Origin of the sequence: Aeromonas sp. R7-2 (genome assembly GCF_040908105.1) — a bacterium.
Lineage (GTDB): Bacteria > Pseudomonadota > Gammaproteobacteria > Enterobacterales > Aeromonadaceae > Aeromonas > Aeromonas caviae.
In genome coordinates this window covers 58,458-84,049 of record NZ_JBFODC010000028.1, presented here as the reverse complement: position 1 = coordinate 84,049, position 25,592 = coordinate 58,458, and the positions used below count along the sequence as shown (strand labels likewise).

General features: G+C 61.8%; 24 protein-coding genes. 14 read left to right on the top strand and 10 right to left on the bottom strand.

Going from position 1 to position 25,592, the window contains the following annotated elements:
• Nucleotides 1-17: 17 nt before the first annotated feature.
• The 12 genes from infC (at nucleotide 18) to AB5Y47_RS12310 (ending at nucleotide 14,096) form a co-directional block, all read left to right on the top strand.
• Complete coding sequence (infC, locus tag AB5Y47_RS12365; protein WP_266110168.1) at nucleotides 18-548, top strand: translation initiation factor IF-3; 531 nt, start codon at nucleotides 18-20, stop codon at nucleotides 546-548.
• An 86-nt stretch (nucleotides 549-634) separates the two neighbouring features.
• Nucleotides 635-832 (top strand): 50S ribosomal protein L35, encoded by a 198-nt coding sequence (gene rpmI / locus AB5Y47_RS12360; RefSeq protein ID WP_005300673.1) that lies wholly within the window; start codon nucleotides 635-637, stop codon nucleotides 830-832.
• Between the two features lie 15 nt (nucleotides 833-847).
• A complete protein-coding gene (gene rplT / locus AB5Y47_RS12355) occupies nucleotides 848-1,204 on the top strand; it encodes a 50S ribosomal protein L20 (RefSeq protein ID WP_010674800.1) in 357 nt (118 codons plus the stop codon).
• A 306-nt stretch (nucleotides 1,205-1,510) separates the two neighbouring features.
• Nucleotides 1,511-2,494 (top strand): phenylalanine--tRNA ligase subunit alpha, encoded by a 984-nt coding sequence (gene pheS / locus AB5Y47_RS12350; protein WP_041211447.1) that lies wholly within the window; start codon nucleotides 1,511-1,513, stop codon nucleotides 2,492-2,494.
• Nucleotides 2,495-2,506: 12 nt separating this feature from the next.
• Nucleotides 2,507-4,894 (top strand): phenylalanine--tRNA ligase subunit beta, encoded by a 2,388-nt coding sequence (gene pheT, locus AB5Y47_RS12345; RefSeq protein ID WP_201926257.1) that lies wholly within the window; start codon nucleotides 2,507-2,509, stop codon nucleotides 4,892-4,894.
• Between the two features lie 3 nt (nucleotides 4,895-4,897).
• Nucleotides 4,898-5,194 carry an integration host factor subunit alpha gene (gene ihfA / locus AB5Y47_RS12340; protein ID WP_005300715.1) on the top strand — a complete coding sequence of 99 codons (297 nt, stop codon included), beginning with the start codon at nucleotides 4,898-4,900 and terminating at the stop codon, nucleotides 5,192-5,194.
• A gap of 54 nt (nucleotides 5,195-5,248) precedes the next feature.
• A complete protein-coding gene (locus AB5Y47_RS12335) occupies nucleotides 5,249-9,172 on the top strand; it encodes a transporter substrate-binding domain-containing protein (RefSeq protein ID WP_368220283.1) in 3,924 nt (1,307 codons plus the stop codon).
• A gap of 1 nt (nucleotide 9,173) precedes the next feature.
• The gene (locus AB5Y47_RS12330; protein WP_039040767.1) at nucleotides 9,174-10,424 is read left to right on the top strand and encodes a response regulator; all 1,251 of its coding nucleotides are present in this window, start codon (nucleotides 9,174-9,176) and stop codon (nucleotides 10,422-10,424) included.
• On the top strand, nucleotides 10,425-11,039 hold the full coding sequence (locus AB5Y47_RS12325; RefSeq protein WP_103261891.1) for a GNAT family N-acetyltransferase: 615 nt from the start codon (nucleotides 10,425-10,427) through the stop codon (nucleotides 11,037-11,039).
• Nucleotides 11,040-11,111: 72 nt separating this feature from the next.
• On the top strand, nucleotides 11,112-11,885 hold the full coding sequence (gene cobB, locus AB5Y47_RS12320; RefSeq protein WP_010674794.1) for a Sir2 family NAD+-dependent deacetylase: 774 nt from the start codon (nucleotides 11,112-11,114) through the stop codon (nucleotides 11,883-11,885).
• A 106-nt stretch (nucleotides 11,886-11,991) separates the two neighbouring features.
• A complete protein-coding gene (locus tag AB5Y47_RS12315) occupies nucleotides 11,992-12,450 on the top strand; it encodes a hypothetical protein (RefSeq protein WP_010674793.1) in 459 nt (152 codons plus the stop codon).
• Complete coding sequence (locus tag AB5Y47_RS12310) at nucleotides 12,447-14,096, top strand: GGDEF domain-containing protein (protein ID WP_274799354.1); 1,650 nt, start codon at nucleotides 12,447-12,449, stop codon at nucleotides 14,094-14,096. Before AB5Y47_RS12315 ends, AB5Y47_RS12310 begins: the two co-directional genes overlap by 4 nt.
• 88 nt (nucleotides 14,097-14,184) lie before the next feature.
• Here the strand turns inward: AB5Y47_RS12310 and AB5Y47_RS12305 are convergent, their stop codons facing one another.
• From AB5Y47_RS12305 to AB5Y47_RS12275, 7 genes are all read right to left on the bottom strand, one after another.
• Nucleotides 14,185-15,210, bottom strand: a complete 1,026-nt coding sequence (locus tag AB5Y47_RS12305; protein WP_368220273.1) for a substrate-binding domain-containing protein — start codon at nucleotides 15,208-15,210, stop codon at nucleotides 14,185-14,187.
• Nucleotides 15,210-16,142, bottom strand: coding sequence for a ribokinase (rbsK, locus tag AB5Y47_RS12300; protein ID WP_216944278.1), 933 nt, complete (start codon nucleotides 16,140-16,142; stop codon nucleotides 15,210-15,212). Before rbsK ends, AB5Y47_RS12305 begins: the two co-directional genes overlap by 1 nt.
• A 98-nt stretch (nucleotides 16,143-16,240) precedes the next feature.
• A complete protein-coding gene (gene rbsB / locus AB5Y47_RS12295; RefSeq protein WP_010674790.1) occupies nucleotides 16,241-17,116 on the bottom strand; it encodes a ribose ABC transporter substrate-binding protein RbsB in 876 nt (291 codons plus the stop codon).
• A 30-nt stretch (nucleotides 17,117-17,146) separates the two neighbouring features.
• Nucleotides 17,147-18,115 (bottom strand): ribose ABC transporter permease, encoded by a 969-nt coding sequence (rbsC, locus tag AB5Y47_RS12290; RefSeq protein WP_042863889.1) that lies wholly within the window; start codon nucleotides 18,113-18,115, stop codon nucleotides 17,147-17,149.
• Complete coding sequence (gene rbsA, locus AB5Y47_RS12285) at nucleotides 18,112-19,641, bottom strand: ribose ABC transporter ATP-binding protein RbsA (protein ID WP_216944277.1); 1,530 nt, start codon at nucleotides 19,639-19,641, stop codon at nucleotides 18,112-18,114. The genes rbsC and rbsA overlap by 4 nt, the downstream gene beginning before the upstream one ends.
• 35 nt (nucleotides 19,642-19,676) lie before the next feature.
• On the bottom strand, nucleotides 19,677-20,096 hold the full coding sequence (gene rbsD, locus AB5Y47_RS12280; protein WP_216944276.1) for a D-ribose pyranase: 420 nt from the start codon (nucleotides 20,094-20,096) through the stop codon (nucleotides 19,677-19,679).
• Between the two features lie 245 nt (nucleotides 20,097-20,341).
• Nucleotides 20,342-20,959 carry a glutathione S-transferase family protein gene (locus AB5Y47_RS12275; RefSeq protein WP_368220272.1) on the bottom strand — a complete coding sequence of 206 codons (618 nt, stop codon included), beginning with the start codon at nucleotides 20,957-20,959 and terminating at the stop codon, nucleotides 20,342-20,344.
• A gap of 257 nt (nucleotides 20,960-21,216) precedes the next feature.
• Here AB5Y47_RS12275 and AB5Y47_RS12270 point away from each other — a divergent pair, with 257 nt between their 5' ends.
• Nucleotides 21,217-21,972 (top strand): hypothetical protein, encoded by a 756-nt coding sequence (locus AB5Y47_RS12270; protein ID WP_042017089.1) that lies wholly within the window; start codon nucleotides 21,217-21,219, stop codon nucleotides 21,970-21,972.
• Between the two features lie 60 nt (nucleotides 21,973-22,032).
• Complete coding sequence (locus AB5Y47_RS12265) at nucleotides 22,033-22,695, top strand: DUF2987 domain-containing protein (protein WP_368220271.1); 663 nt, start codon at nucleotides 22,033-22,035, stop codon at nucleotides 22,693-22,695.
• A 71-nt stretch (nucleotides 22,696-22,766) separates the two neighbouring features.
• On the opposite strand, the gene ttcA is transcribed toward AB5Y47_RS12265, so the two are convergent.
• From ttcA to AB5Y47_RS12250, 3 genes are all read right to left on the bottom strand, one after another.
• Entirely contained in the window at nucleotides 22,767-23,675 is a 909-nt protein-coding gene (gene ttcA, locus AB5Y47_RS12260; RefSeq protein WP_010674783.1) for a tRNA 2-thiocytidine(32) synthetase TtcA, read from the bottom strand.
• A 67-nt stretch (nucleotides 23,676-23,742) separates the two neighbouring features.
• Entirely contained in the window at nucleotides 23,743-24,690 is a 948-nt protein-coding gene (gene uspE / locus AB5Y47_RS12255) for a universal stress protein UspE (RefSeq protein WP_039040780.1), read from the bottom strand.
• A 136-nt stretch (nucleotides 24,691-24,826) separates the two neighbouring features.
• Nucleotides 24,827-25,582: an FNR family transcription factor gene (locus AB5Y47_RS12250; RefSeq protein WP_041215139.1), complete on the bottom strand. Its 756-nt coding sequence runs from the start codon at nucleotides 25,580-25,582 to the stop codon at nucleotides 24,827-24,829.
• Nucleotides 25,583-25,592 lie beyond the last annotated feature (10 nt).

Sequence of the window (25,592 nt, the reverse complement as noted above, 5' to 3'; positions counted from 1 at the left end):
TAAAAGGCGGAAAAAAACTGGGCAAGCAACCGCAAGCCCGCGCTCACCGGATCAATGAAGAGATCCGTCTGAAAGAAGTTCGTCTGACTGGTCTGGATGGTGAAGCCATTGGCATCATCTCCATTCAGGATGCGCTGAACTTGGCCCTTGAGGCAGGAGTGGATCTGGTCGAGATCAGTCCGAACGCTGAGCCGCCCGTTTGCCGGATCATGGATTACGGCAAATTCCTCTACGAAAAGAGCAAGACCACCAAAGAACAGAAGAAAAAGCAGAAAGTCGTCCAGGTCAAGGAAATCAAATTCCGTCCTGGCACAGACGAAGGCGACTATCAGGTAAAACTACGCAACCTGGTTCGCTTTCTGGAAGACGGGGACAAGGCAAAGGTCACCCTGCGCTTCCGTGGTCGTGAAATGGCCCACCAGGATCTTGGTATCAAGGTTCTCGAGCGCGTCAAGAACGATCTGGAAGAGCTGGCCGTAGTCGAATCGTTCCCGAAAGTCGAAGGCCGTCAAGCTGTGATGGTCCTCGCACCCAAGAAGAAATCTTAAGGCCCACAAGAAATTGACTCATGGGGCTGGCCCCATGAGTCGGTTCGCCTTGCGATTTTGTTGTCACTCACAATGCGGAGTATGAAATGCCGAAGATGAAAACCAACCGGGGCGCGGCAAAGCGCTTCAAGAAGACTGGCTCAGGTCGCTTCAAGTGCAAGCACAACCACCTGCGTCACATCCTGACCAAGAAGAGCAGCAAGCGTAAGCGTCAGCTGGGACCGAAGTTCTTTGTTTCCGCTGCCGACCACAAACGTGTTGTCGCTTGTCTGCCGTACGCATAAGGGGGGATGTGAAAAATGCCAAGAGTTAAACGTGGTGTGACCGCTCGCGCTCGTCACAAGAAAGTAATGAAAGCCGCCAAGGGTTACTACGGCGCCCGTTCCCGTGTCTACCGCGTAGCGGTACAAGCGGTAACCAAAGCTGGTCAGTATGCCTACCGTGACCGTCGCCAGAAGAAGCGTCAGTTCCGTCAACTGTGGATTGCGCGTATCAACGCTGCAGCCCGTCAGAACGGCCTGTCCTACAGCCGTTTGATCGACGGTCTGAAGAAGGCTTCCATCGAGATCGATCGCAAGATCCTGTCCGATATCGCCGTTCACGACAAGCTGGCTTTCACCGCCCTGGTTGAAAAAGCTAAAGCAGCTCTGGTCTAATCCAGCTCTGTTATAAAAATAAAGGAGGCTCAGGCCTCCTTTTTTGTTGCTCATTTTTGAGCGTTGGCAGGTAGCATGCCACGTTCATGAATGCTTTATCCTTCCATATGCCAACAAACTAGAACAAACAACGCTTGTCTCAATCCTGTTGCATCTGGCTTGTGGCTTTCTCCATATAACAAAATGATTTGCAGGGAGAAAAGCCCGTCATAACTATGGTCAGCCAAGGGGCTTTTTTTGTATTATTCCCCTCTTGACCTTATTTAGCCTAAAGGCTCCTGTTCCGGGAGTGGTGACGAGGAAGACATGCAACAGCTTGAAGAAGTAGTCGGCCAGGCCAAGGCCGAAATTGAGGGCGTAAGCGACATCGCCGCCCTCGACGAAATCCGGGTCAAATATCTGGGTAAAAAGGGCTTTTTTACCGAGCAGATGAAGGGACTGGGCGCCCTGTCCGCTGAAGAGCGTCCCGCAGCGGGCGCCGTGATCAACCAGGCCAAACAGCAGGTTCAGGATGCCCTGAACGCGCGTCGTGAAGCCCTCGAAGTCGCCGTGCTGAACCAGAAGCTGGCCGCCGAGACCATCGACGTCAGCCTGCCGGGCCGCCGCATCGAGAATGGCGGTCTGCACCCGGTGACCCGCACCATCGAGCGCATCGAGCGCCTGTTTGGCGAGATGGGCTTCAAGGTTGCCCGTGGTCCCGAGATTGAAGATGGCTTCCACAACTTCGATGCGCTGAATATCCCGGCTCACCACCCGGCGCGTACCGATCACGACACCTTCTACTTCGATCCTGATCTGATGCTGCGTACCCACACCTCCGGTGTGCAGATCCGCACCATGGAACATCAGCAGCCGCCGATCCGCATCATCGCGCCGGGCCGCGTCTATCGTAACGACTACGACATGACCCACACCCCGATGTTCCACCAGGTCGAAGGCCTGCTGGTCGACGAGCATGCCAGCTTCACCGAGCTGAAAGGCATCCTGCACGACTTCCTGCGCAACTACTTCGAGGAAGACTTGACCATTCGCTTCCGTCCTTCCTATTTCCCGTTCACCGAGCCGAGCGCCGAAGTGGACGTGATGGGCAAGAACGGCAAGTGGCTGGAAGTGCTGGGCTGCGGCATGGTGCACCCGAACGTGCTGCGTTCGGTCGGCATCGATCCGGAAAAATACTCCGGCTTTGCCTTCGGCATGGGCGTTGAGCGCCTGACCATGCTGCGTTACGGGGTCAACGACCTGCGTGCCTTCTTCGAAAACGACCTGCGCTTCCTCAAGCAGTTCAAGTAAGGGCGAGAGAACATGAAATTCAGTAAATCCTGGGTGATGGAGTGGGTCCGCACCGAGTTGAGTGACAATGCACTGGCCGAGCAGATCACCATGGCCGGTCTGGAAGTGGACGCCGTGGAAGCGGTGGCCGGCCAGTTCAACAATGTGGTCGTGGGTGAAGTGGTCGAGTGCGCCCAGCACCCGGACGCGGACAAGCTGCGGGTGACCAAGGTCAACGTGGGCGAGGCCGAGCTGCTGGACATCGTCTGCGGTGCGCCGAACTGCCGTGCCGGCCTCAAAGTGTGCGTGGCCAAGGTCGGGGCGACCCTGCCGGGTGATTTCACCATCAAGAAAGCCAAGCTGCGCGGCCAGCCGTCCCACGGCATGCTCTGCTCCTTCAGCGAGCTGGGCATCGACGTCGAGGCTGATGGCATCATCGAGCTGCCGCTGGATGCCCCCATCGGGACCGATATTCGTGAATACCTCGCGCTTAACGACGTCAGCATCGATGTGGATCTGACCCCGAACCGTGCCGACTGCCTAGGCATCGCGGGTCTGGCCCGTGAAATCGGCGTGCTCAACAGCGTGGACGTGGTCGAGCCGACCTGGGCGCCGGCTGTTGCCACTATCGATGCTACCTTCCCGATCCGGGTTGAAGCGCCGGCAGATTGCCCCCGTTATCTGGGCCGTGTCATCAAGGGGCTGAACCTGCACGCCCAGAGCCCGCTCTGGATGCAGGAGAAGCTGCGCCGTGGCGGTATTCGTTCCATCGACGCCATCGTTGACATCACCAACTACCTGCTGCTGGAATACGGTCAGCCAATGCACGCCTTCGATCTGGCGACGCTTGAAGGGGAACTGGTGGTGCGCCGCGCCAAGGCCGACGAGCCGATGACTCTGCTCGATGGCAACGAAGTGAAGCTCAAAGAGACTACTCTGGTGATTGCCGATGCCAAAGGCCCTGCCTGCATGGCCGGCATCTTCGGCGGCGATCGCACCGGTGTCTCCGAGACCACCACCGACATCCTGCTGGAGTGCGCCTTCTTCGCGCCGCTCTCCATCACCGGCCGTGCCCGTGCCTACGGTCTGCATACCGATTCTTCCCACCGCTTCGAGCGCGGGGTGGATCCCGAGCTGCAGGCCAAGGTGATGGATCGTGCCACCCGTCTGCTGCTGGACATCTGCGGCGGTGAAGCGGGTCCGGTCATCGAAGTCAAATCCGATGCCCATCTGCCCAAGGCTGCCCCCATCAAGCTGCGCCGCACCAAGCTCGACAAGGTGATCGGCATCAGCGTGGCGGATGCGCAGGTGGTCGAGATCCTGACTCGTCTGGGCATGCAGGTAACCGTGGATACTGACGGCTGGACCGCGCTGGCTCCCTCCTGGCGTTTCGACATTGCCATCGAGGAAGACCTCATCGAGGAAGTGGCCCGCATCTACGGCTACAACAACATACCGAATCTCAAACCCGCCGCATCCCTCGCGATGGTGGAGCAGGCTGAAGGGCAGGTGACCCTGAAGCGGGTGCGCGACCTGCTGGTTGACCGCGGTTTCCAAGAAGCGATCACCTACAGCTTCGTGGATCCCAAGACCCAGCAAACCCTGTTCCCGCAGAGCGATGCCATCGTGCTGCCGAACCCGATCTCGGTCGAGATGTCCGCCATGCGCGTCTCTCTGTTCCCGGGTCTGGTGCAGGCGGTGGTCTACAACCAGAACCGTCAGCAGCCGCGCGTGCGCCTGTTCGAGCAGGGCCTGCGTTTCATCAAGGACGAGAATGCCGAGAACGGCATCCGTCAGGAGCCCATGCTGGCCGGCATCATCACCGGCAACCAGGGGGACGAGCACTGGGATGTCAAGGCCCGTCCCGTCGACTTCTTCGATCTGAAGGGTGACCTGGAAGCGGTACTGGATCTGACAGCTGAAGGGGCTACCTTCACCTTCGAGCGCACCGAGCACAGTGCCCTGCATCCGGGCCAGAGCGCAGCCATTCTGCGCAATGGCGTCGTGATCGGCCACATCGGCGTGATCCACCCGAGCCTCGAGAAGAAGCTGGGGCTCAAGAGCCGCGCTGTCATGTTCGAGCTGGAGCTGGACAAACTGACGCCGGCCAAGGTGCCGGTTGCTGCCGAAGTATCCAAGTTCCCGGCCAACCGTCGCGATATCGCCGTGGTGGTTGACAGACAGATCCTGGCAGGCGACGTTCTGGCAGTAATTAAAAAAGTTGGCGGAAATCAGTTAGTTGGAATAAACTTGTTCGACGTATACCAGGGCGCTGGTATGGCAGAGGACAAGAAGAGCCTGGCCATCAGCCTGGTGTTGCAAGACACCCAGCGCACCCTGGAGGAGAAAGAGATCGCCGAGACCGTGGACAATGTCGTGCGGGCCCTCGGTGAAGAGTTGAATGCATCCTTGAGGGATTGATCTATGGCGCTTACCAAAGCCGACATTGCAGAGCACCTGTTCACCCAGCTCGGGATGAGCAAGCGTGAAGCCAAAGATATGGTGGAAGCCTTCTTTGAGGAGATCAGACAGGCGCTCGAGCGTGGCGAACAGGTCAAGATTTCCGGCTTCGGTAACTTCGATCTTCGCGAGAAGAACCAGCGTCCCGGACGCAACCCCAAGACGGGGGAGGATATTCCCATCAGCGCCCGTCGTGTGGTGACCTTCCGGCCCGGCCAGAAGCTCAAGGCCAGGGTAGAAAATGTTGAACCCAACGAGTGACAAAAAGCCAGGCAATCGCCTGGCTTTTCCGTTCCGATGATAAAAATCCTTCTGTTGTCCGGCGCGCTGCTGGCCTTGCCACTGCGTGCCGCCATACTCCCGCTGTCACCGGATGCCCAGGCTTATGCCGATTCGCTCACCGGACTGACCTTCTGTTACCCGGCCCTGCAACGTCCTCCCTATCTGGAGGCGGAGGGGGGCCTGCTTATCGATCGCATGACGCGGCTGGCAGAGCTGTTGCCGGTACCGGTGCATGTCGAGAAGCGGCCGAGCTGGGCAGCCGTGACGCAGGATCTGCTGAACGGGCGCTGCGATCTCATTCCTCACGTCGGGCCTGCCCGGTCGAACTCGAGCGATACCGTCTTGAGCCGGGCCATGATGGAAGCGGAGTCCGCCATCCTCTATCGGGGTGAGCTCGATCATGCGCAGTTTCTGGTGTCACCCATCTGGCAGGCCCAGGAGACCCTGAAGCGTCTCTATCCTGGTTCATCCCAGCAACTGCTGACCGATGCCGAGAACTGGTATGGTGCCCTGGTGGCCGGCAAGGGCAGCGCCTATCTCGGCGATTATCTGCAACTGCGCTACCTGATGCGGGAATTCCCGGATGAAGGGCTGCGCCTTCGCCGTCTTCGCAGCGACGATCTGGTCATCAGCTACCGGCTGATGATGCGCAACCAGCCCGAGTTGCTGGAGCTGGTGGATACGGCCATCCGCTATTTGCCGCCGGGCAGTCTCTACCGGGATCTGGGCAAGTATCTGCCTCAGGGTGAGCAAGATGTGAATCCCCTGCATTTTACCGACAAGGAGCAGGCCTGGCTGGTCGGCAAGGCCCACACCATCAAGATGGTGGCGGATCCCGGTTTCATGCCATACAGCGGCGTCAACCAGCAGGGAGAGCTCATTGGCTGGAGTGCGGACGTCTTGCGGGAAGTGAGTCGGCAGACGGGACTGCGCTTCGAGCTGGTGCCCGCCGCTAGCCGGGAGGAGGCGTTGGCATTGCTGCGCAGTGGCGATGCCGCCATGATGGTCGGGCTGATGGAGTCCGCCGCCCTGAACAAGGAGTTCGACTTCACCAGGATGGTGGCGACCAGCCGCTATGCCCTGGTCAGTCGCAGCAAGAGGGGGCCTGTCTCCCTCGTGGACGTCAGTGGCAAGGTGGTGGTCCCGAGAATGCTCTATGATCCCGGCCTGCTTGCCCGGTTCGGCCAGCATGAGTGGGAGGTGACCGACAACCTGCTGCAGGGATTGGCGGCGGTGCGGCATGGGGATGCCCAGGCCATGCTGGCGGAGTTGTACCAGCTCCAATATCCCATTCGAAACAACCAGTTGAGCGAGCTGACCATCACCGAATTGCCGGAGCGTTTCGGCCTCGGTTTTGCCATCCGGCCGGAACAGACCAGCCTGGCAGGGGTGCTGGATCAGAGCCTGATGACCCTCAATGATCGGCAGGTAGACGAGCTGGTGCAACGCTGGCGCCGCCTAGTGGTCAACCAGCAGGAAGGGGTCAGCTACGGTTTCTGGCTTGGCTCCGTGTTGCTGGCACTGCTGATCAGCATGGCGGTGATCTGGTCAGTCTGGCGATCCCGCCAGCAACTGGCCCAGGAGGCCCGCGAGCGTCACAAGGTAGAGCAGGCGCTGGCGCTGGAAAGCAAGTTCAGGGAGTCTCTCTTCCAGGCGCTCCCCGTTCCCGTGTTCTTGCGCAATGACAAGGGGGAGGTGATCAAGCGCAACAAGCGGGCCAAGCGCATGGAGGCGCGCTACGCCGCCGATCTGGTGCTGCCCGCGCCCCAGTTGCAGGGCGCCGAAGGGGAGCTGGCGCTGCACGAGCAGGTCTACTCCTATGCCCAGATCCCTTTGCGACTGGGGCCCCAGGCACCGGCAGGGGATCTTATCGCCCTCTCCGACATCAGCGCCCTGCGCGAACGTACCCGCCTGCTGCGTCAGGCGGAGCGGCGCCTGCGCGCCCTCACCAATACGGTGCCCGGTGTGGTGTTGCAATTCACCCTGCTGGGGGGAGCCATCACCCGGGTGGAGTTTGTGAGCCGGGGCAGTCACGAGCTGCTGGGGCTGGCGAGCCAGCAGATCCGGGTCAATCCCAACGAGACCCTGACTCGCATCTCCCACCAGGACAGGCGCGAGATGCGAGCCCCCATGCTGGCCATGCTGCAAGCCGGACGACCTTTCTCCCATCTGCTGCGCTATCAGCACCCCGCCAAGGGAACCCGCTGGCTGCAATTTTCCGGCAGGGGGCGCCGTCAGGGGGAGGGGTGGCGGATCTACGGGGTGGTGCAGGATGTGACGGCCAGGGTGGAGCAGGAGCACTCCCTGCAGCTTTCCCACGAGCAGGCCCAGCAGGCCGTGCTTGCCAAGGGGCGCTTCCTGGCCGCCGTGAGCCACGAGATCCGCACCCCCATGAACGCCATGCTCGGCCTGCTGGAGTGGCTCGAACAGACCGAACTCAATGCAGAGCAGGCCTCGGTTCTGGCCCATGTCAGACAGGCGGGCAATGAACTGCTCGGACTGCTCAACGATGTGCTCGACTTCAGCCGCAACGAGACGCGTCAGTTGCGCCTCTCCGTACAGCCCACGGATCTGGTGGAGCTGTGCGAGCACGTGGCTGCGGTGCACTGGTCCAAGGCGCGATCCCGCCATCTGCAACTGCGCCTGGCGCTCGACCCGGCGCTGCCCGCCTTGATGGAACTCGATCCCCACCGGGTGCAACAGGTGCTGCACAACCTGCTCTCCAACGCCATCAAGTTCAGCGAGCAGGGAGAGGTGGTGCTCTGGGCCCGGCGGCAAGGGGAGTGGATTTTGTGCGGGGTGGATGACGAGGGGCCCGGGATCAGTGCCGAGCTGTTGCCCCGGTTGTTCCAGCCCTTCGAGCAAGGGGAGGAGCCTGGCCAGCCCAGAGCCCAGGGGACCGGGCTTGGGCTGGCCATCTGCCGTCAGCTGATGGAACAGATGGGGGGCGAGATCCGGGTTGAACCTCTGGCTCGCGGGGGCAGCCGTTTCCTCTGTTCCTTGCCCCTCAGGCATGCGCAGGAGAAGGCGCCCTGGCAACCGCGCGTCAAGACGGTCTCCCTGCAACTGTTGCCCGGGGAGCTCGAATATATGCGGGCCTGGCTCGCAGAGTTTGGCGTGGCCGAGGATCCGGCGGCACCTTGCCTTGGGGCCATGCAGGACGATGGGGGCTTGCGCGCCTGGTACTGGCAGGGGGAACCCTGGATCCCGGGCTCCGTGGTCAGCCTGCTGCAACCCAGACTCGTCCGTGGCGCCGAGGAGATCACGGACCTGCCGGGGGCAGGCAGGCGGGTGCTGCTGGTGGAAGATCACGAGGTGAACAGAATGCTGATCAGCATGCAGCTGGGTCAGCTGGGGGCCCGGGTATTGAGCGCGGCCAATGGCCGTCTGGCACTGGAGATCCTGCAATCGGAGTCGGTGGATCTGGTGCTGACGGATCTGCAGATGCCGGTGATGGACGGCGCCGAGCTCTGCAGGCAATTGCACGCCGATGAACGCTGGCAGCATCTACCCGTCTACGTGATCACCGCGGATCTTAGCGAGCCGGCGGCGCAGCGACTGGCGGAATGCGGCTGTCAGGGCCATCTGGACAAACCCGTCTTGCTCAGGGATCTGGCCGTATTGCTTCGTACCGTCTTTGGCCCCCATGAAGGGGGGAAGGCACCGCAGCCAACGGCAGCCCTTTCCCTGCCCGTGTCCCTCAGCCCGGCCCTCGTTGACATCTATCTGGCATCGGTTCACCAGGATCTGGCCGACATTGAGCGGTGTGTCACACAAGGGGACGAGAAGGCCCTCAATACGGCTTTACACAAGATGAAGGGGGCCGCCAAAATGGTGGGGGCTACCCCCCTGGTAGAGGTGATCGACCGTTGGCAGGAGGCCCCCGGACATCCCCTTGGAGTCGCCTTGAGGCAGTGCGTGGAAGAGGTCTGCCGACAACTGGGCGAGAGAGCATGACATGATCATCACAGATGAAGAGTTGATGGCCTTGCTGGAGTCTGATGACAGCCAGGAGCCAACGTTTTACCCGGTCAGCGTCTATGCCCTGGACGCTGTCTCCCATCAGGCGGTCAAGGGGGCGGGCCTGCCGGCCTATGCCAATCTGCACCGCACCCGACCCGATGCCGGCTGGCAATGGGAAGGGCTGTTTGCCGCCGGGGCCATCGCCCTGTTTGATCCTGCCTCTCATCAGGGGGCCGACTATCTGCCTCATCTGCTGGCTCCCGGGGCGGGGATCTATCGCCTCAGCGATCCCTGGCTCGAGGGGTTGCAGGCACGGGAGCAGGGGTGGCGTGCCTGGCTCGCCCAGTGCCAGATCCTGCTGCTCGAAGATCACCCCTTCCAGGGAGCCTGCATTCAGCAGGAGATCCAGGGACTGGGGTTGCCCTGCCACTGGGTTCAGGATGGCGAAGGGTGCCTCAAGGCGCTGGAAGAGGGGGGCGTGAGATTGCTTATCTGTGATCTCAGCCTAGCGGAGCAGGATGCCATCAGCCTGCTGATGAGCCATCCCCAGTATCGCCACAGCGGTCTGCCCATCATCCTGCTCTCCGCTCATGATCAGACCCTGATAGACGGCGCCCGGCGTCTCCTGCACGATGCGGGTTTCAACGTGCTGGCCGCCCTGGCCAAGCCGCTGCAAAGCGACGATCTGCTGCGTCTGCTCAAGATGCTCTATCTTGGCCCCCAGCGTCAGCGCAGGCTGGGCGGGCTCAAGCGCACCGTGCGTAGCTGGCAGGGAGAGGCGAGAGGACAGCTTGGGCTGCTGGCAGATGCGGCTTCCTGCACGCTGCCGATCTGGCTGAGCCTGAGCGGTCTTTCCCCTCACTGGGAGCCGCTCAAGCTCTGGCTCGAGCAGCATGGACGAGAAGCAAGCGAACTCACCCTGGTCATCCACCGACGGGATCACCTGCTGAGCCAGGCGGACCGTTTCGCCCTGGTGCTGCAGGCGAGCCTCGCGGGGGCCAGACTCGCGCTGCTGCTCGATCATGCCCAGCACCTGCCGTTTGATCTCATCGAGCGTCTGCCGTTGCAATCCTTGCTGCTCGGGCAACACCTGCTGCCCGAACTGGAGGCGATGGCTGCCGACTCCTTGCTGGCCCGCTTCATCCAGCGCTCCCGGGAGCTTGGCATCGCGCTCTACCTCGACGACCCCTTCAACCTGCAGGATGCCGCCCAGTGGCAGGATCGCGGCGTGGCAGGGCGCTGGTAAATGGCTCGCTATCTTTGCTGGCCGCTCGATGAGCCGCGCTTGTGGCAGGGAATGTCGGGTTGGACGGCTCCCGCCTCACGGGCCGCCTTGCCGATGACGATGGTGGTGGGGGGGCTGACTTGCCGCTTGCAGGAGCTGGCGGGCAGCGACCCGAAGCGAATAAGCGCGGCCTATGACGCCCTGAGCGAGCAGAGCGTCTATTTGCGCTTCATGCGGGCCAAGCAGCCTGCGACGGCCGAGCAGCTCGCCTTCTTTCTCGACTACCCCAGAGAACCCCAGATAGGATTGCTGCTGACCGACGAGCAGGGGGGGCCGCTTGCCATGGCCCAGTCCGTTCGCCGGCGCCTGCACCCGGACAGGGCCGAGTTCTCCTGCATCGTCGCGGATCATTTTCAGCATCGCGGCGCCGGGCGTCGCATCCTGCTGGCGCTTGCGCGGCTGGCATACGGGGAGGGGATCCGGGAGTGGACGGCGGAAGTGCTCGGCCAGAATCGCCCCATGCTGGCTCTGCTCAAGGGGCTCGGGTTGCCGCTTACCCTGGTGACAGGACGGGAGATGGTCTTTGCCAGGCTGGATCTCGCGCCCATGGCGAGCTTTGTGCTCCCATCGGCCTAAGACCAAGGGCGAATGGGCCGCCTCTTGCTCCTGTGCTAAGGTCAGCCTGTTACCCGTTGGAGGAGAACAACCATGGTGCAGTCAGCCAAACATATCGTGATCCTCACCGGTGCCGGCATCTCGGCCGAATCCGGTATCAAGACCTTCCGGGCCTGTGATGGCCTGTGGGAAGAGCACAGGGTGGAGGACGTGGCCACCCCTGAAGGCTATGCGCGGGATCCCGAACTGGTACAACGTTTCTACAATGCACGGCGCCATCAGTTGCAGCGCGCCGAGATCCACCCCAATCCGGCCCACTATGCATTGGCCCGTCTGGAGCGCCTGCTGCCGGGGCGCGTCACCTTGGTCACCCAGAACATCGACAACCTGCACGAGAGTGCCGGCAGCAAGAACCTCATCCACATGCACGGCGAGTTGCTCAAGGCCCGCTGCCCGGGCTCGGGTCAGGTGATCGAGTGGCGCGGGGATCTCCATCAGGAAGAGCTGTGTTCCTGCTGCCAGTTTCCCCACCCGCTGCGCCCCCATGTGGTCTGGTTCGGGGAGATGCCCCTCGGACTTGACCGCATCTACTCGGCCCTGGCTCAGTGCGATCTCTTCATCTCCATCGGGACCTCCGGGGCGGTCTACCCTGCCGCCGGATTCGTCCATGAGGCCGGCCTGAACGGTGCCCATACGGTGGAGCTCAATCTGGAGCCGAGCGAAGTGGGCAGCCAGTTTGATGAAAAACGTTATGGTCCGGCTTCCTTGCTGGTGCCCGCTTTTGTGGATGAACTCCTGCAAAGTTGCGGAGTGCATCAGCCTCTCTCCGTCGAGGGCCATAACTGGATGGAGATGCGGGGCCCCTAATTATTGATTTTTCACACAGTTGCATTGACCCACTGAAATCGCCACACTGGCACCTAACTTCAAGATGCAGTTGGCACAACATGTCATGAACTTTCCAACGCGCGGGATGGCCTCGCTCCTGCTGGTGCTTTTCTCGTTCGGTACCCAGGCTTCCTCCTCTTCGCTATTGCAACTGATCCTGCCGGACAAGCGGGAAATCACCCTGGATGAGGCGGCGTTGGCAGCCTTGCCACAAGTGGAGTTCGAGACGGCGACGCCCTGGACCCTCGGCACTCACCGCTATCGTGGACCGACCCTGAAGAGCGTGCTGGCGGCGCAGCAGGTGGATAGTGCCAGCGCCATCGATGTCGCCGCACTCAATGGCTACCAGCAGCGGGTCGATCTCTCCCTGTTTGCCAAGGTGCCGCTGACCCTGGTGCGTTACCAGGATGACAAACCGCTCACCCGTCGCAATAAAGGGCCGCTCTGGCTGCTGGTCCCCCTCTCGGCCCATCCCGACATGGATGTGTCCGCCATCCACAACAACATGGTCTGGCAGGTGATCCGCATCGAGGTTGTCCCGTGACGCGACGACAGCGAGATAACCTGCTGCTTGCAGCCATTTCCCTGCTGTTTCTCTTCTCGTCCCTCTGGGGGCTGCTGCTGCAGAGTCGGCACGAGCAGCTCGTTGACATGTTCTACCGCAACACCCACTGGAACATCAGCCAGGTAATGCAGGAGTCCCAGCGATTTCTCTATGATGTGCGCCTCTACCGTGCCGGGGCGCTCGACATGGCGGCCCTGAGCCTGGATTACGACCTGCTGTGGAACCGGCTGGATGTGTTCCTGATCAGTACCGAGACCGCCGATGCGCGGGCGAGGCATGGGCTGGGGGAGGTGCTTGAACGGCTCTTTGACGAACTCAAGGGGCTGGATCCCCAGATGCAGTCCGGGGAGCTGAAGAGGGGGAAAGCCCTCGATCTTGCCCTCGTCCGGCTGACCGGCTTGACCCATCAGGTGGAGCAGATTGGGGATCAGATCCTCTCCGGCCAGGAGCGGGAAGCCTCCCTCAACCAGTTGCGCCAGAGCCTGTTCTGGATCCAGATCTGGCAGTTGATCCTGCTGGTGATGGGCTGTGTGCTGGTATTTGCCCTCATTCGGACCAATCTGCAGAATCGTCGCCTCTCCCTGCTCGATCCCATGACCCGGCTTGGCAACCGCCGGGCCTTGCAGGGACAGCTCAGGCAATCCCTGCTGCAAGATCGAGTCCAGGCGCTGGCGGTGCTGGATCTGAAGCGGTTCAAGCAGGTCAATGATCTGCTCGGATACCAGGTTGGTGATCGCCTGTTGCAGGCCGTTGCGGCCCGGTTGCGTCAGGCATGCCCCGGTCGTGCGTACCGGCTGGGGGGCGATGAGTTCGCCGTGGTGCTGGACGACGAAGAGGGAGATCTCGATGCCCGCATGGCCGCCATGGTGAGCCTGTTGCAGTTTGAGTTCGTGACCCGGGAAAGCAGCTTTGATCTGGCGTGTCGCTTCGGAGTGGCCAGGTGCGAGGGTGGCGAGGATGCCGATGAGCTATTGGAGCAGGCCATATTGGCATTGAACGAGGCCAAGCGTGAGGGGAACACCCTGGTGTGGTATCAGAGTGCGATGAAGGCTGACCTCCACATGGCCCAGCGGCAGCTGCACCAACTGCGGGAATGGCTGGCGGGGGCCGCCCCTTCACCCCTGGAGACCCTCTGCGAGCCGATGAGAGACGAGCAGGGCGTGCCGGTGACGGCGGTCAGCCTGCGCTGGCGGGTGAGCCAGCAGCCCTGTGATGTGGGCTGGATGCAGGAGCGTGGTGTCCTTGGGCCCGTGATGGCACGATGGCTGACAGAAGAGCCATGCAGTGGCACCTTGCTGGTAAGGCTTCATCAGCCTGCCCAGCTGGCCCCTCTGCTGGCGAGCCTGCCCCCCTTGCCACAGGGGAGGCTGATCCTGGCATTGCCTGCGCTGATACCGGATGCCACCCTGCTTGAGAAGATGCGCGAGTGTGGCTGCGTGCTGGCGCTGAGCGAGCTTGGCAGCAGCGCCCCCGAACTGCTGCAAGCGGGCTGGCCAATTCGCTACTGGCTGCCAGCCCCCTCCGGGTACGAGGCGCTGCTCCAGCCGTTGGCAACGGCGCTGGGGCTGCTGCGCCTGGCTCCCCGGGGAGAGGCGCAGCAAGAGGATGATCTCAAGCTGAGTTGAGTGGTGGCTTGTGCAGTCCGGGGCCGATGCCAAGGAGACAATACACAGAAGGGCGGCTCATGGCCGCCCTTCTGCTGCTTGCTGGCACTTAAACTGGTTTGCTGTTCGGTGAGGAAAAGGGAGCGCAGGAGTGTCTGATCACCAGGTCCGGATCCACGGTGATCATGCGGTTTGCGATGGGCTCGCCGTTAATGCGCGCCAGCAGCCGGGTGACGGCGAGGCGGCCCAGCTCCTCTTTCGGTTGATTGACCGTGGTGAGCGGGGGGGACATGAACTGGGCCAGCGCCACGTTGTCATAGCCGACGATGGAGAGATCGCGGGGGATCTCCAGCCCCGCCTGATGGGCGGCACTGATGACCCCCATGGCCATCATGTCGTTGCAGACAAACAGCGCGGTGGGACGCTCTGGCAGTGCCAGCATGCGGGTCATGGCGGCGGCACCGCTGGCGCAGTCAAAGTCTCCCTCCTGGATCCAGCCCGGATTGACGGTGAGCCCGGCCTCCTGCATTGCCTGCTCGAAACCCGCCTGGCGCTGGTTGGCCGGGGCGCGGCTGTGGGGCCCCGTGATGCAACCGATGGCAGTGTGACCCAGCCCCAGCAGGTGGCGGGTTGCCAGGTAGCCGCCGCGATGGGAGTTGTCGGCGATGAGATCCACCTCGCCGTTCTCCATGCCCCAGTCCATCACCACGACTGGCAGGCTCTTGAGCCAGTCGAGCTGGTTGAACACCTCCTGCTGCCCTTCACTGCACATGATGAGCAGGCCGTCGACCCGTTTCCTGAGCATCATCTTGAGGTAGGAGAGCGCGGTCTCGGCCTGTCCTTCGGTGTTGCCCAGCATCAGGTTGTAACCCTGCTCGAAGCAGTAGCGCTCCACCCCGCGCACCACCTCGGCGAAGAAGGGGTTGCTGGAGGTGGTAACCAGCATGCCGATGCTGTTGGTCTCCTTTACCTTGAGGCTGCGGGCCACCAGGCTCGGGGCATAGTTGAGATCGCGCATGGCGGCGAAGACCCGCTCCCGGGTCTCTTCGGCCACGAAGCGGGTCTCGTTGATGACGTGGGAGACGGTGGTGGTCGACACCCCCGCCAGCGCGGCCACCTCCTTGATATTGGCCATCAGTGCCCCTGCGCAGTCTGTTCAAGGAGGAAGGTATCGACCTCCTGCTTGCTCGGGATGGAGCTCTGGGCACCAAACCGAGTGACGGAGAGTGCCGCCGCCCCGTGGGCAAAGCGTACGGCTGCGTCAAAGTCGGCGCCGGCGAGCTCGGCCGCCAGGAAGGCGCCGTTGAAGGTATCCCCGGCCGCCGTGGTATCCACTGCCTTGACCCGGAAACCCGGCATGAGCGCCTGTTGCTGCCCCTTGCTGCAATAGACCCCTTGAGACCCCAGGGTGATCATCACCTCACCGATGCCCATCTGGTGGAAGCGGGCTGCAGCCTCACGGGCGCTCGCTTCGTCCGTCACCTTGACGCCGGTCAGCAGCTCGGCCTCGGTCTGGTTGGGGGTGATGAGGTCCACCAGCGCCAGCAGATCCCTTGAGAGCGGGCGCGCGGGGGCGGGGTTGAGCACCACCCGGGTGCCGTGGGCACGAGCCAGACGGGCCGCTTCCTGCACGCTCTCCAGCGGCACTTCCAGTTGCAGCAGCAGGGTGTGGGCGGCGGCGATCATTGCCTCGTGACCTTGCACTACGGCCGGGGTGAGGGCGCCATTGGCTTCGGCGGAGATGCCGATGCTGTTCTCCCCCTCGTCGCTCACATAGATGATGGCGATGCCGGTGGGGAGCCTGGGGTCGAGTTCGACGGCGCTGACATCGATGCCGTCGTTGGCAAACCCGGTTTTCATCTGGTGGCCGATGGCATCATCACCGATGCGGGCGATGAAGGAGACAGGGGCGCCGAGGCGGGCGGCGGCCACCGCCTGATTGGCGCCCTTGCCGCCGGGAACGACCTGATAGCTGTGGCCGGTCAGGGTTTCACCGGGGCGGGGAAAGTGGGGGACGCGCAGCACATGATCCGCATTCACGCTGCCGAGGACTACGAGACGATTCATTCCTATCACCCTTGGTTGAGTACATCCTGGTCTGGGTGGACCCAGACCAGGCGGCACTGGCGGAAAAAGAGAGGGGAGGCGAACCTCCCCCCGTCAACTTACTTGTTGACGATTTGCAGCGGTACCGGGATGGATTTTTCCACCGGTTGACCCTTGAGCACCTTGTCGGCGGTTTCCACGCCGATGGCGCCGATGAGGGCAGGCTGCTGGGCCACGGTGGCGGCCAGTTTACCCTTGGCCACGGCGGCTTTGCCATCGTCGGTGCCGTCAAAGCCCACGATCATCACCTCTTTGCCAGCGGCCTGCACGGCGCGGATGGCACCCAGCGCCATCTCGTCGTTCTGGGCGAACACTGCCTGCACGGTCGGATGGGCGGCCAGCAGGTTCTCCATGACGTTCAGACCCTTGGTGCGATCAAAGTCGGCGGGCTGGGAGGCCAGCACCTGCAGCTTGTTGGCGGTGACTGCCAGGGCGAAGCCTTCGCCGCGATCACGGGCGGCGGAGGTACCTGCGATCCCTTCCAGCTGGATCACTTTGGCACCGCTGCCCAGCTTCTCGGCGATGAAGTCGCCAGCCAGCTTGCCACCGGCCACGTTGTCGGAGGCGATGTGGGCCTTGACGTCACCCTGGGCTGCGCCGCGGTCCAGGGTCAGCACCGGGATGTTCGCCTTGTTGGCCAGGCGAATGGCGTTGCCCACCGCTTCGGAGTCGGTCGGGTTGATCAGGATGGCGTTCACCTTGCGCACGGTGAGATCTTCCACGTTGGAGAGCTCCTTGGCCGGGTCGTTCTGGGAGTCCAGCACCACCAGCTCGTAGCCAAGCTCCTTGGCCTTGGCTTCGGCGCCCTCCTTCATGGTGACGAAGAAGGGGTTGTTGAGGGTGGAGACCACCATCGCCAGGGTGTGATCCGCGGCCTGGGCGGTGCCCAGCACGGACATGATGGCGGCAGCGAGCAGGGTATTGAGCTTTTTCATCATTTCATTCCTTGTGTGTGGCGTGGCTTGTTAACGGTTGCTTTTGTTATCGATCATCACGGCAAGCAAAATCACGCTGGCCTTGGCGATCATCTGGTAATAGGACGAGACGTCGAGCAGGTTGAGGGCATTGTTGAGGAAGCCGATGATGAGGGCACCGATCAGGGTACCCATGATACGGCCCTTGCCCCCCATCAGGCTGGTGCCCCCCAGCACCACGGCGGCGATGGCATCCAGCTCGTACCCCATGCCGGCGGTGGGCTGGGCGGAGGAGAGGCGGGATGTGACGATGAGCCCGGCCAGTGCCGACAGCATGCCGCACAGACCATACACCGCGAGCTTGACCCGATCCACATTGATACCGGAGAGGCGGGTAGCCGATTCGTTGCCGCCGAGGGCATAGATGTAGCGGCCCAGGCGAGTGTGGTTGAGCAGGTACCAGGCCAGCAGGAAGACGATGGCCATCAGCCAGATGGGCACCGGCAGACCCAGCAGGTAGCCGGTACCCAGCCAGGCGAAGTGATCGGCGCCGTCACTGAAGCCGGTGGAAATGGGGCGCCCCTCGGTGTAGACCATGGTGACGCCGCGCAGGGCGGTCATGGTGACCAGGGTGGCGATGAAGGCCTGTACCTTGCCCTTGGCGATGATGAGGCCGCTGACGCTGCCAAGCAGGGCGCCGGCCCCCAGGGTGAGGGGGATCACCAGGCCGATGGGCAGCTCCATGGCCACCATGGTGGCGGCCAGGGCGCCGCACAGGGCCAGTACAGAGCCGACCGACAGATCGATGCCGGCGGTGAGGATGACCAGCGTCATGCCGACCGCCATGATGGCGTTGACCGATGTCTGGCGCAGGATGTTGAGCAGGTTGTCGGCGGTGAAGAAGTTGGGGCTCAGGAAAGAGACCACGCCGATCAGCACCAGCAGCGCGACCAGGGACTTGTTCTCGATCCACCAGGCCTTGCTCATGACGCCGCGGCGGGAAAGGGTTTGGGTTGTCATTGTGCTGCCTCTTGCTCTGCTTGCCATTGTTTACCGACTGCCGCTGCCATCAGCTTCTCCTGATTGGCATCGCGGGTGTTGAATTCTGCGCTGATGCGCCCTTCGTGCATCACCATGATGCGATCACTCATGCCGAGCACTTCCGGCATTTCGGAGGAAACCAGGATGATGCTCATCCCCTCCTTCTTGAACTGGTTGATGAGCTGATAGATCTCCTTCTTGGCGCCGACATCGACGCCGCGGGTCGGCTCATCCAGGATCAGCACCTTGGGCCGGGTCAGCAGCCCCTTGGCGATGGCCACCTTCTGCTGGTTGCCGCCGGAGAGGAGCTTGATCAGCTGATCCTGACTCGGGGTCTTGATGTTGAACAGACGCACATAGTCCCCTACCGCCTGGCGCTCGGCCTTGCCGTCAATCTTGCCGCCACGAATGAACTCGCCGAGGGCGCACAGGCTCATGTTTTCGCGCACCGACAGCTCCAGCACCAGGCCGTCGCCTTTGCGATCCTCGGAGATATAGGCGATGCCGGCGGCCAGACCATCGGCCGGGCTTCTGGGTACCAGGGCGTGGCCATCCACCGTCACCTGGCCAGCGCTGATGGGGCTGGCGCCATAGATAAGCTTCATCAGCTCGGTGCGGCCGGAGCCCATCAGGCCGCTGAAGCCCAGAATTTCCCCCTGACGCAGGGAGAAGCTCACCCCGCGCACGCCGGGGCCAGCCAGATCCTTCACCTGCAGGCTGACCGGGCCGAGCTCGCGCACCAGGCGCGGGTACTGCTCTTCCAGCCGGCGGCCCACCATCATCTCGATGATCCTGTCTTCATCGAGATCGCTCACCGCCTGCTCGCCGATCCACTTGCCGTCCCGCAGCACGGTGACCCGATCGCAGATCTCGAAGATCTCTTTCAGGCGGTGGGAGATGTAGACGATGCCGCAGCCCTGCTCGCGCAGTTCGCGAATGACGGTGAAGAGCTGCTCGGTCTCGGTGTCGGTGAGGGCATCGGTGGGCTCGTCCATGATGATGACGCTGGCATCGAACGACAGCGCCTTGGCTATCTCCACCATCTGTTGCTCGCCGATGGAGAGACTTCCGAGTCGGGTATCCGGGCCGTGCTTGACGCCAAGCCGTGCCAGCAGACCGCTGGCACGCTCACGCAACTGCTTGTGGTCGATGCTGCCAAAACGGGTACGGGGTTCGCGGCCGAGGAAGATGTTGGCGGCAATCGACAATTCCGGCAGCAGGTTCAGCTCCTGGTGGATGATGCTGATCCCCTGATCCTGGGAGTCGCGGGGGCCCTTGAAGTGAACCGGCTGGCCGCGATAGCTGACGCTGCCCGAATCGGCCTGGTAGATGCCGGTCAGCACCTTCATCAGGGTCGACTTGCCAGCGCCATTTTCGCCGAGCAGGGCCATCACCTGGCCCGGATAGACCCGAAGACCCGCTTCGTCGAGGGCGCGTACCCCGGGGAAGGTCTTGACGATCCCGGTCAGCTCCAGAATGGGTGAGAGGGGGGAGGTTGTGCTCATTTGCAGCTTCCTTGAAGAGGCCTTCTTTGAAGAATTCAGAACGCCACACCGGCGCAGAGGATCAGGTTGGCGTAGGGAGTCACCTCGCCGCTGCGCACGATAGCCTTGCTCTGGTGGGAGCGAGCCTTGAACGCTTCGTGCAGGCAGTACTCGATGGCGATGGGCTTGCCTTGAGCCGCGGCGTGCGCCTCCAGCTGATCCACCAGCGCCTGATGGGTGGCGGGGCTGATCGCCTTGATCTCGCTTGCCATGATCACCTTCTCCACCACCAGGTCGGTGAGCAGGGCGGCCAGTACGGTTTCAAGGCTCGGCGTGCCCGCCATCAGCGCCAGATCGATGCGCTCGGGGCCTGCCGGAATGGGCAGGCCCGCATCGCAGACGGTGATCTCGTCGGTGTGGCCCATCTTCGCGACCAGCGCGCTTAAGGGAGCATTGAGCAGCTTGCCTCGTTTCATACAGCACCTCGGCGGCCTGGGACCGCATATGGATATTGAGTTGGGCAATCGGTTACGCAACCGGTTGCGTCATTAGGGCGAAAGATAGGTGTTAACCGTTAACGGGTCTAGGCAGTGATGACGAAAATGTGAAAACGATCTCAGTGACAGGGCAATTTCAGAAGAAACGGGTGCCAGAAGAGCACCCGTCTGAGAGGCGTCGCCGGATGTTGCCCGTACAAAAAGGCGTAACCGGCGCGAGGAGATCAGAGGGCGAGCGCCGCCTGCACTGCGGGGCGGGCCAGCATGCGCTGATAGTGATCCGCCACCTTGGGAAACTCGCTGATGGCTACCCCGTCGCTCTCGAGCCAGCCTGCAATCACGAAGAGGTAGATGTCGGCCAGGCTGAAGCGCTCCCCCAGTACCCAGGGGCCGGCCAGATAGTGGCGCTCAATCTGGTCAAAGCCATCGCGCATGTTCTGGGGCATCTTGGCCTGCATGGCAGCCATGGCCTGTTCATCGTTGGCCCAGCGGCCGGGACTGCGTCCGTGGGCATGGGCGACATGGACGGTGGAGACGAGGAAACTGTGTACCTCCTGCATCCTGGCCAGGAGGAAGGGGTCATCCAATGGGGCCAGCCCGGCGTTAGGAAAACGCTGGGCCACGTAGAGCAGCAGGGCTGGTGTTTCGGTCAGCACGCCATGCTCCGTCACCAGTGCCGGGACTCGCCCCTTGGGATTGATGGCGAGGTAGTCGGGGCTGCGCTGTTCACCAGCGGCCAGATCCAGGCGCTTGACAAGGTGAGGGGCACCGGCCTCCACCAGAGCGATGCGTACCGCCATGGCACAGGTACCCGGGGCAAGATAGAGCGTCAGTTCGGACATGACCGTTTTCCTTGTGTGAGAGAGAAGAGCCAGTGGACATCTCGTCCGCCAGCGCACGCCATCATCCTACTCCCGTTGGCCAGAGGGGCCAAGGGTGAGGGGAACCTCATCAAGAAGGGCTGCAAGGCCTTTGGTATCAATGGCTTTCTGAACGGAAGATAACAGGAAAAACGGCTACGCATGCCGGTTCAAACCGCTATAATGTGCCACCTTGGATCAGTCGTCAGTGAATGTTGGACAGTCAATTGAGTAATAGAATGCGGATCGGTGGAACCCTCGAACAGTCCCTCAGCCAGGGATATCGTCTGGACCTGCAAGGGGTGTTGAAAGAGGGGTGGCAACAGACTCGTCGCACCGGTTTCGGATTGGCGCTGGCCATCGCCGGGGTCATGGCAATCTGGATCCTGCTGAGCAATACCTTGCTGACGCCCTATGTCGCCCGTGAAGGAGGGGACATGGATATGGCCCTGATCCTGAGCCTGCTGGTCACGGTGATCATGTCACCCATGACCTCCTCCCTCGACATGCTGGGGTTGCAGCAGTCGGTGGGGGTGCGCGCCCGGCCGAGCCAGGTATTCGACTTCTTCCGCCACTTCCTGCGCCTGGGCAGCCTGAGTCTGCTCGGCAGCCTCATCACCAGCCTGTTTGGCCCCCTGTTCGAGCTGCTGGGCGTGCCGGTGATGCTGGCCTTCATCCCTTCCGCCCTGGTGGGCATGGGGCTGGTGTTTACCGTACCTCTGGTGCTGGAGCGCGGTCTTTCCCCGGCTCAGGCCATTCTGGTCTCCCTCAAGCTCTTTGCCCGGGGCTGGCCCAGCATAGTGCTGCTGCACGGGGTCATGCTGGCACTCTTCTTCCTGGCGCTCATCCCCATGGGGCTGGGACTTATCTGGGTGGCGCCGCTCTACTTCAACTGCAAGGGCATTCTCTACCGGGATCTGTGTGGGGTGGCAGTCGAAGTGACCGAGGTTGCCAGTGGCAACGACGGGCAGGGCCCGGATCATTTCAACGCATAACGGGATACCAGGGGTCAGCCGGTGTCGACCCGCCCGGAGCATGATGCAAAAGGATGGCATATGAACAAGCGATACGGGATGGCGGCGCTCCTGCTGGTACCCATGCTGGGACAGGCTGAGCCGTCCCTTGAACTTGACTACGGCACCTTCTACAGCCAGATGAAGACCTTCGCCAAGGGGGAATTTGGCCACGCCAGACTGGGCTTTTATCTGGCCAGTCAACAGAACGGTCGGCGATGCGGGCTCACCTCGGCCCGGGTCTCGACCCCGGACAGGGATGTGCCCGCCGAGGTCACGGTGGATGGCGAACTGCGTCTGCCCTATGACGATGATCTCAACCTCGACAAGGCGATCGTGGTGGTGGGGCTCACCGAGGCCCACGCTGCCTGCGATCTGTCGGTACAGGTGATGGCTGACGCCCCCGCCACACCCGAGGTGCCGCTGGCTGAGCTCGTCTCGCGCCAGCAGCAGATGCAGCGATTGCTCGACAAGATGGCCGGCATGGTCGGCCAGTATTTCCTGCCCAAGATGGAAGGGGTGAGGATCTCCATGGTGGCGCCCACAGGCACTGCCAACCTTGTGGAGGGTGCCCGTCAGGAGGCCGTCTCCTGGCAGCAGGGGCAACTGCTGCTCAGCAATGCGCAGCTGAAGGGGTTTGCCCAGGGCAAGCTGCAACTGCAAGGGGAGAGCCTGCGCCTGACCCCCTGGCTGCACAAGGAGTAGCGACCCGAGTCCGCAGATTGCCAGAATGAAAAAAGGAGCGCCTGGCGCTCCTTTTTTGTGGGTAACGGGGCTTAGCGCACCTCAATCACGTCCAGCATGTCCATCTCGTCGATGTCCAGCAGCGGCGCCTTGGGCAGCTCTGGCGGATCAAATGCCTTGTCGCCACCGTCGATGATGCCGGAGTCGCGGTTGATGCTCTTGAAGTCAAACAGTTGGTGATCGAGCAGGTGGCTCGGGATCACGTCCTGAATGGCGGTGAACATGGTTTCGAGACGACCCGGGAAGCGGCGATCCCACTCCTGCATCATCTGTTTGATGGCCTGGCGCTGCAGGTTCTCCTGGGAGCCGCACAGGTTGCAGGGGATGATGGGGAAGGCCTTGACCTCGGCATAGCGCACCAGATCTTTCTCCTTGCAGTAGGCCAGGGGGCGGATCACCACGTTCTTGCCATCGTCGCTCACCAGCTTGGGGGGCATGGATTTGAGCTTGCCACCGTAGAACATGTTGAGGAACAGAGTCTCGAGGATGTCGTCACGGTGATGGCCAAGGGCGATCTTGGTGCAACCCAGCTCCTGGGCGGTGCGATACAGAATGCCGCGGCGCAGGCGGGAGCAGAGCGCGCAGGTGGTCTTGCCCTCCGGTACCTTCTCCTTGACGATGGAGTAGGTATCTTCTTCCACGATCTTGAAGTCGATGCCGAGGGTGCTCAGGTATTCGGGCAGCACGTGCTCGGGGAAGCCGGGTTGCTTCTGATCCAGGTTGACGGCCACCAGATCGAAATGGATGGGGGCGCTGGCCTTCAGGCTCATCAGGATGTCGAGCATGGCAAAGCTGTCCTTGCCGCCAGACAGGCAGACCATGATCTTGTCACCCTCTTCAATCATGTTGAAGTCGGCGATGGCCTGGCCCACGTTGCGCCGCAGGCGTTTCTGCAGCTTGTTGAAACTGTATTTCTCTTTGGCGTTAAGCTCTTCTAGCATGGCCTCAAACCCGGGACAAAAATAAGCGGCTTATTATAGCCATGTCCCGGGGGAGGGCAAGAAACGCTTATGCAGGATGACGCCTGTCATCCACAGGGCAGCTGTAATCGTCGGGTTTGAGGATGAGAATGTCGCAGTTGAGCCTGTCCACCACGTGCTCGGCGGTGTTGCCAAGCAGGGCGGCAGAGAGGCCGGTACGGCCGACGCATCCCATGATCATCAGGGTGGCATTCAGATCGTCCGCCATGTCCGGCAGCACCTCCTCCGGCAAGCCTTCCGCCACCTTGGTCCACATGTGGTTGATGCCGAACTGATCGGCATGTTCCCGCAGCAGATCTTCATGGTGTTTGCGAATGGCATCGTTGTAGGCGTTGGGATCGAACTCTGGCAATTCGATGGCGACATTGACCGGGGTGCCCGGGTAGGTGTTGACCAGATAGAGACTGGCACCAAGCAGCTCGGCGATGGCGATCCCCTCGCGGGTGATCCGCTCGTTGAGCACCTTCTGCTCCTTGTCATCGCTCGAGCAGTTGATGGCGGCAATCAGGTTGCCCCCCCGTTGCCAGTGCCCTTCTTTTACCAGCAGAACCGGACAGGGGCATTTGCGCAGCAGGTGCCAGTCGGTGGGGGTGAAGATGAAGGTTTGCAGGAAGGAGTGCTTGTGAGTCGCCTTGACGACCAGATCGTGACGCTGCTCCAGCACTTCCTGAATGACGCACTCGAAGGGACGGTTGTGCCAGAGCACTTTCACTTCGCATTCCAGCCCTCTGGCCCGATAGGGAGTGAGGATCTCGTCGAGCCACTCCCGACGTTGGGCGATGACACCATGGCGCATCTCTTCCCGCTCGTCTGCCGAGAGCATGGCGGTCATCTCGTAAGAGAAGTCGTAAATCGTCAGGAGCAGGGTCAGCTGGGCGCCCTCATCCAGCTCGGCGACCTTGACCGCGCGCTCGAGCGCGATCTGGCGCTCCTCCTCGGGATTGATCACCACCAGAATGTTTCGGTACTTGACCATGTTCTCCTCCTTGGCAAAAAGGCCAATGATGGCAACTCTTTAGCTATTACAGCTTAGTCCAAGGGGGGAGGCGGGAAGGTGTGCCGGATCAAATTTCAGGGTGCTCCGATCCGGCAAAAGAGGAAATAAACGGGGATTAACCGCAGGGAGGACGAGTGGCTCCGGCCATGACGCCCAAGGCAACGTTGTCCAGTACAGTAATGTATTTGCCTTTGACGCTGATAAGACCGGATTTCTGGAAACGGCCCAGCAGGCGGCTGATGGTCTCGACGGTGAGACCGAGGTAGTTGCCGATGTCCCCACGGGTCATGGAGAGGCGGAACTCCTTGGCGGAGAAGCCGCGCTCGGAGAAACGAACCGAGAGATTGTGCAGGAAGGCAGCGAGGCGCTCTTCGGCGTTCTTTTTGGAGAGCAGCAGTATCATCTCCTGGTCGCCCATGATCTCGTTGCTCATCAGCCGCATGATCTGCTGGCGCAGTTTGGGCATCTTGCCAGAGAGGTCGTCGAGCACATCGAACGGGATCTCGCACACCATGGCGGTTTCCAGCGCCTGGGCGAAGGAGGGGTGGGCCTGCTTGTGGATGGCGTCGAAACCGACCAGATCACCGGCGAGGTGGAAGGCGGTGATCTGTTCGTCACCCTGTTCGGTGATGGTGTATGACTTGATGGTCCCGGAACGTATGGCATAGAGCGACTTGAGCTCATCGCCGGCCTTGAACAACTCTTCACCCTTCTGGATCGGCTTTTTGCGCTCGATAATGCTGTCGAGCTGATCGAGCTCGTTGTCGTTCAGGGTGAAGGGGATGCAGAGCTGGCTGATGCTGCAATCCTGGCAATGAATTGCACAGCCACCGCTCTGAATACGTCTGCCAGGTTTCTTGTCCGGGATCATAGGCTCAAAT

Coding starts and splice junctions, on each gene's coding strand:
- rpmI (WP_005300673.1), top strand. CDS start 635: ATGCCGAAGATGAAAACCAACCGGGGCGCGGCAAAGCGCTTCAAGAAG.
- rplT (WP_010674800.1), top strand. CDS start 848: ATGCCAAGAGTTAAACGTGGTGTGACCGCTCGCGCTCGTCACAAGAAA.
- pheS (WP_041211447.1), top strand. CDS start 1,511: ATGCAACAGCTTGAAGAAGTAGTCGGCCAGGCCAAGGCCGAAATTGAG.
- pheT (WP_201926257.1), top strand. CDS start 2,507: ATGAAATTCAGTAAATCCTGGGTGATGGAGTGGGTCCGCACCGAGTTG.
- ihfA (WP_005300715.1), top strand. CDS start 4,898: ATGGCGCTTACCAAAGCCGACATTGCAGAGCACCTGTTCACCCAGCTC.
- AB5Y47_RS12330 (WP_039040767.1), top strand. CDS start 9,174: ATGATCATCACAGATGAAGAGTTGATGGCCTTGCTGGAGTCTGATGAC.
- AB5Y47_RS12325 (WP_103261891.1), top strand. CDS start 10,425: ATGGCTCGCTATCTTTGCTGGCCGCTCGATGAGCCGCGCTTGTGGCAG.
- cobB (WP_010674794.1), top strand. CDS start 11,112: ATGGTGCAGTCAGCCAAACATATCGTGATCCTCACCGGTGCCGGCATC.
- AB5Y47_RS12315 (WP_010674793.1), top strand. CDS start 11,992: ATGGCCTCGCTCCTGCTGGTGCTTTTCTCGTTCGGTACCCAGGCTTCC.
- AB5Y47_RS12305 (WP_368220273.1), bottom strand. CDS start 15,210: ATGGCCAATATCAAGGAGGTGGCCGCGCTGGCGGGGGTGTCGACCACC.
- rbsK (WP_216944278.1), bottom strand. CDS start 16,142: ATGAATCGTCTCGTAGTCCTCGGCAGCGTGAATGCGGATCATGTGCTG.
- rbsB (WP_010674790.1), bottom strand. CDS start 17,116: ATGAAAAAGCTCAATACCCTGCTCGCTGCCGCCATCATGTCCGTGCTG.
- rbsC (WP_042863889.1), bottom strand. CDS start 18,115: ATGACAACCCAAACCCTTTCCCGCCGCGGCGTCATGAGCAAGGCCTGG.
- rbsA (WP_216944277.1), bottom strand. CDS start 19,641: ATGAGCACAACCTCCCCCCTCTCACCCATTCTGGAGCTGACCGGGATC.
- rbsD (WP_216944276.1), bottom strand. CDS start 20,096: ATGAAACGAGGCAAGCTGCTCAATGCTCCCTTAAGCGCGCTGGTCGCG.
- AB5Y47_RS12275 (WP_368220272.1), bottom strand. CDS start 20,959: ATGTCCGAACTGACGCTCTATCTTGCCCCGGGTACCTGTGCCATGGCG.
- AB5Y47_RS12270 (WP_042017089.1), top strand. CDS start 21,217: ATGCGGATCGGTGGAACCCTCGAACAGTCCCTCAGCCAGGGATATCGT.
- AB5Y47_RS12265 (WP_368220271.1), top strand. CDS start 22,033: ATGAACAAGCGATACGGGATGGCGGCGCTCCTGCTGGTACCCATGCTG.
- ttcA (WP_010674783.1), bottom strand. CDS start 23,675: ATGCTAGAAGAGCTTAACGCCAAAGAGAAATACAGTTTCAACAAGCTG.
- uspE (WP_039040780.1), bottom strand. CDS start 24,690: ATGGTCAAGTACCGAAACATTCTGGTGGTGATCAATCCCGAGGAGGAG.
- AB5Y47_RS12250 (WP_041215139.1), bottom strand. CDS start 25,582: ATGATCCCGGACAAGAAACCTGGCAGACGTATTCAGAGCGGTGGCTGT.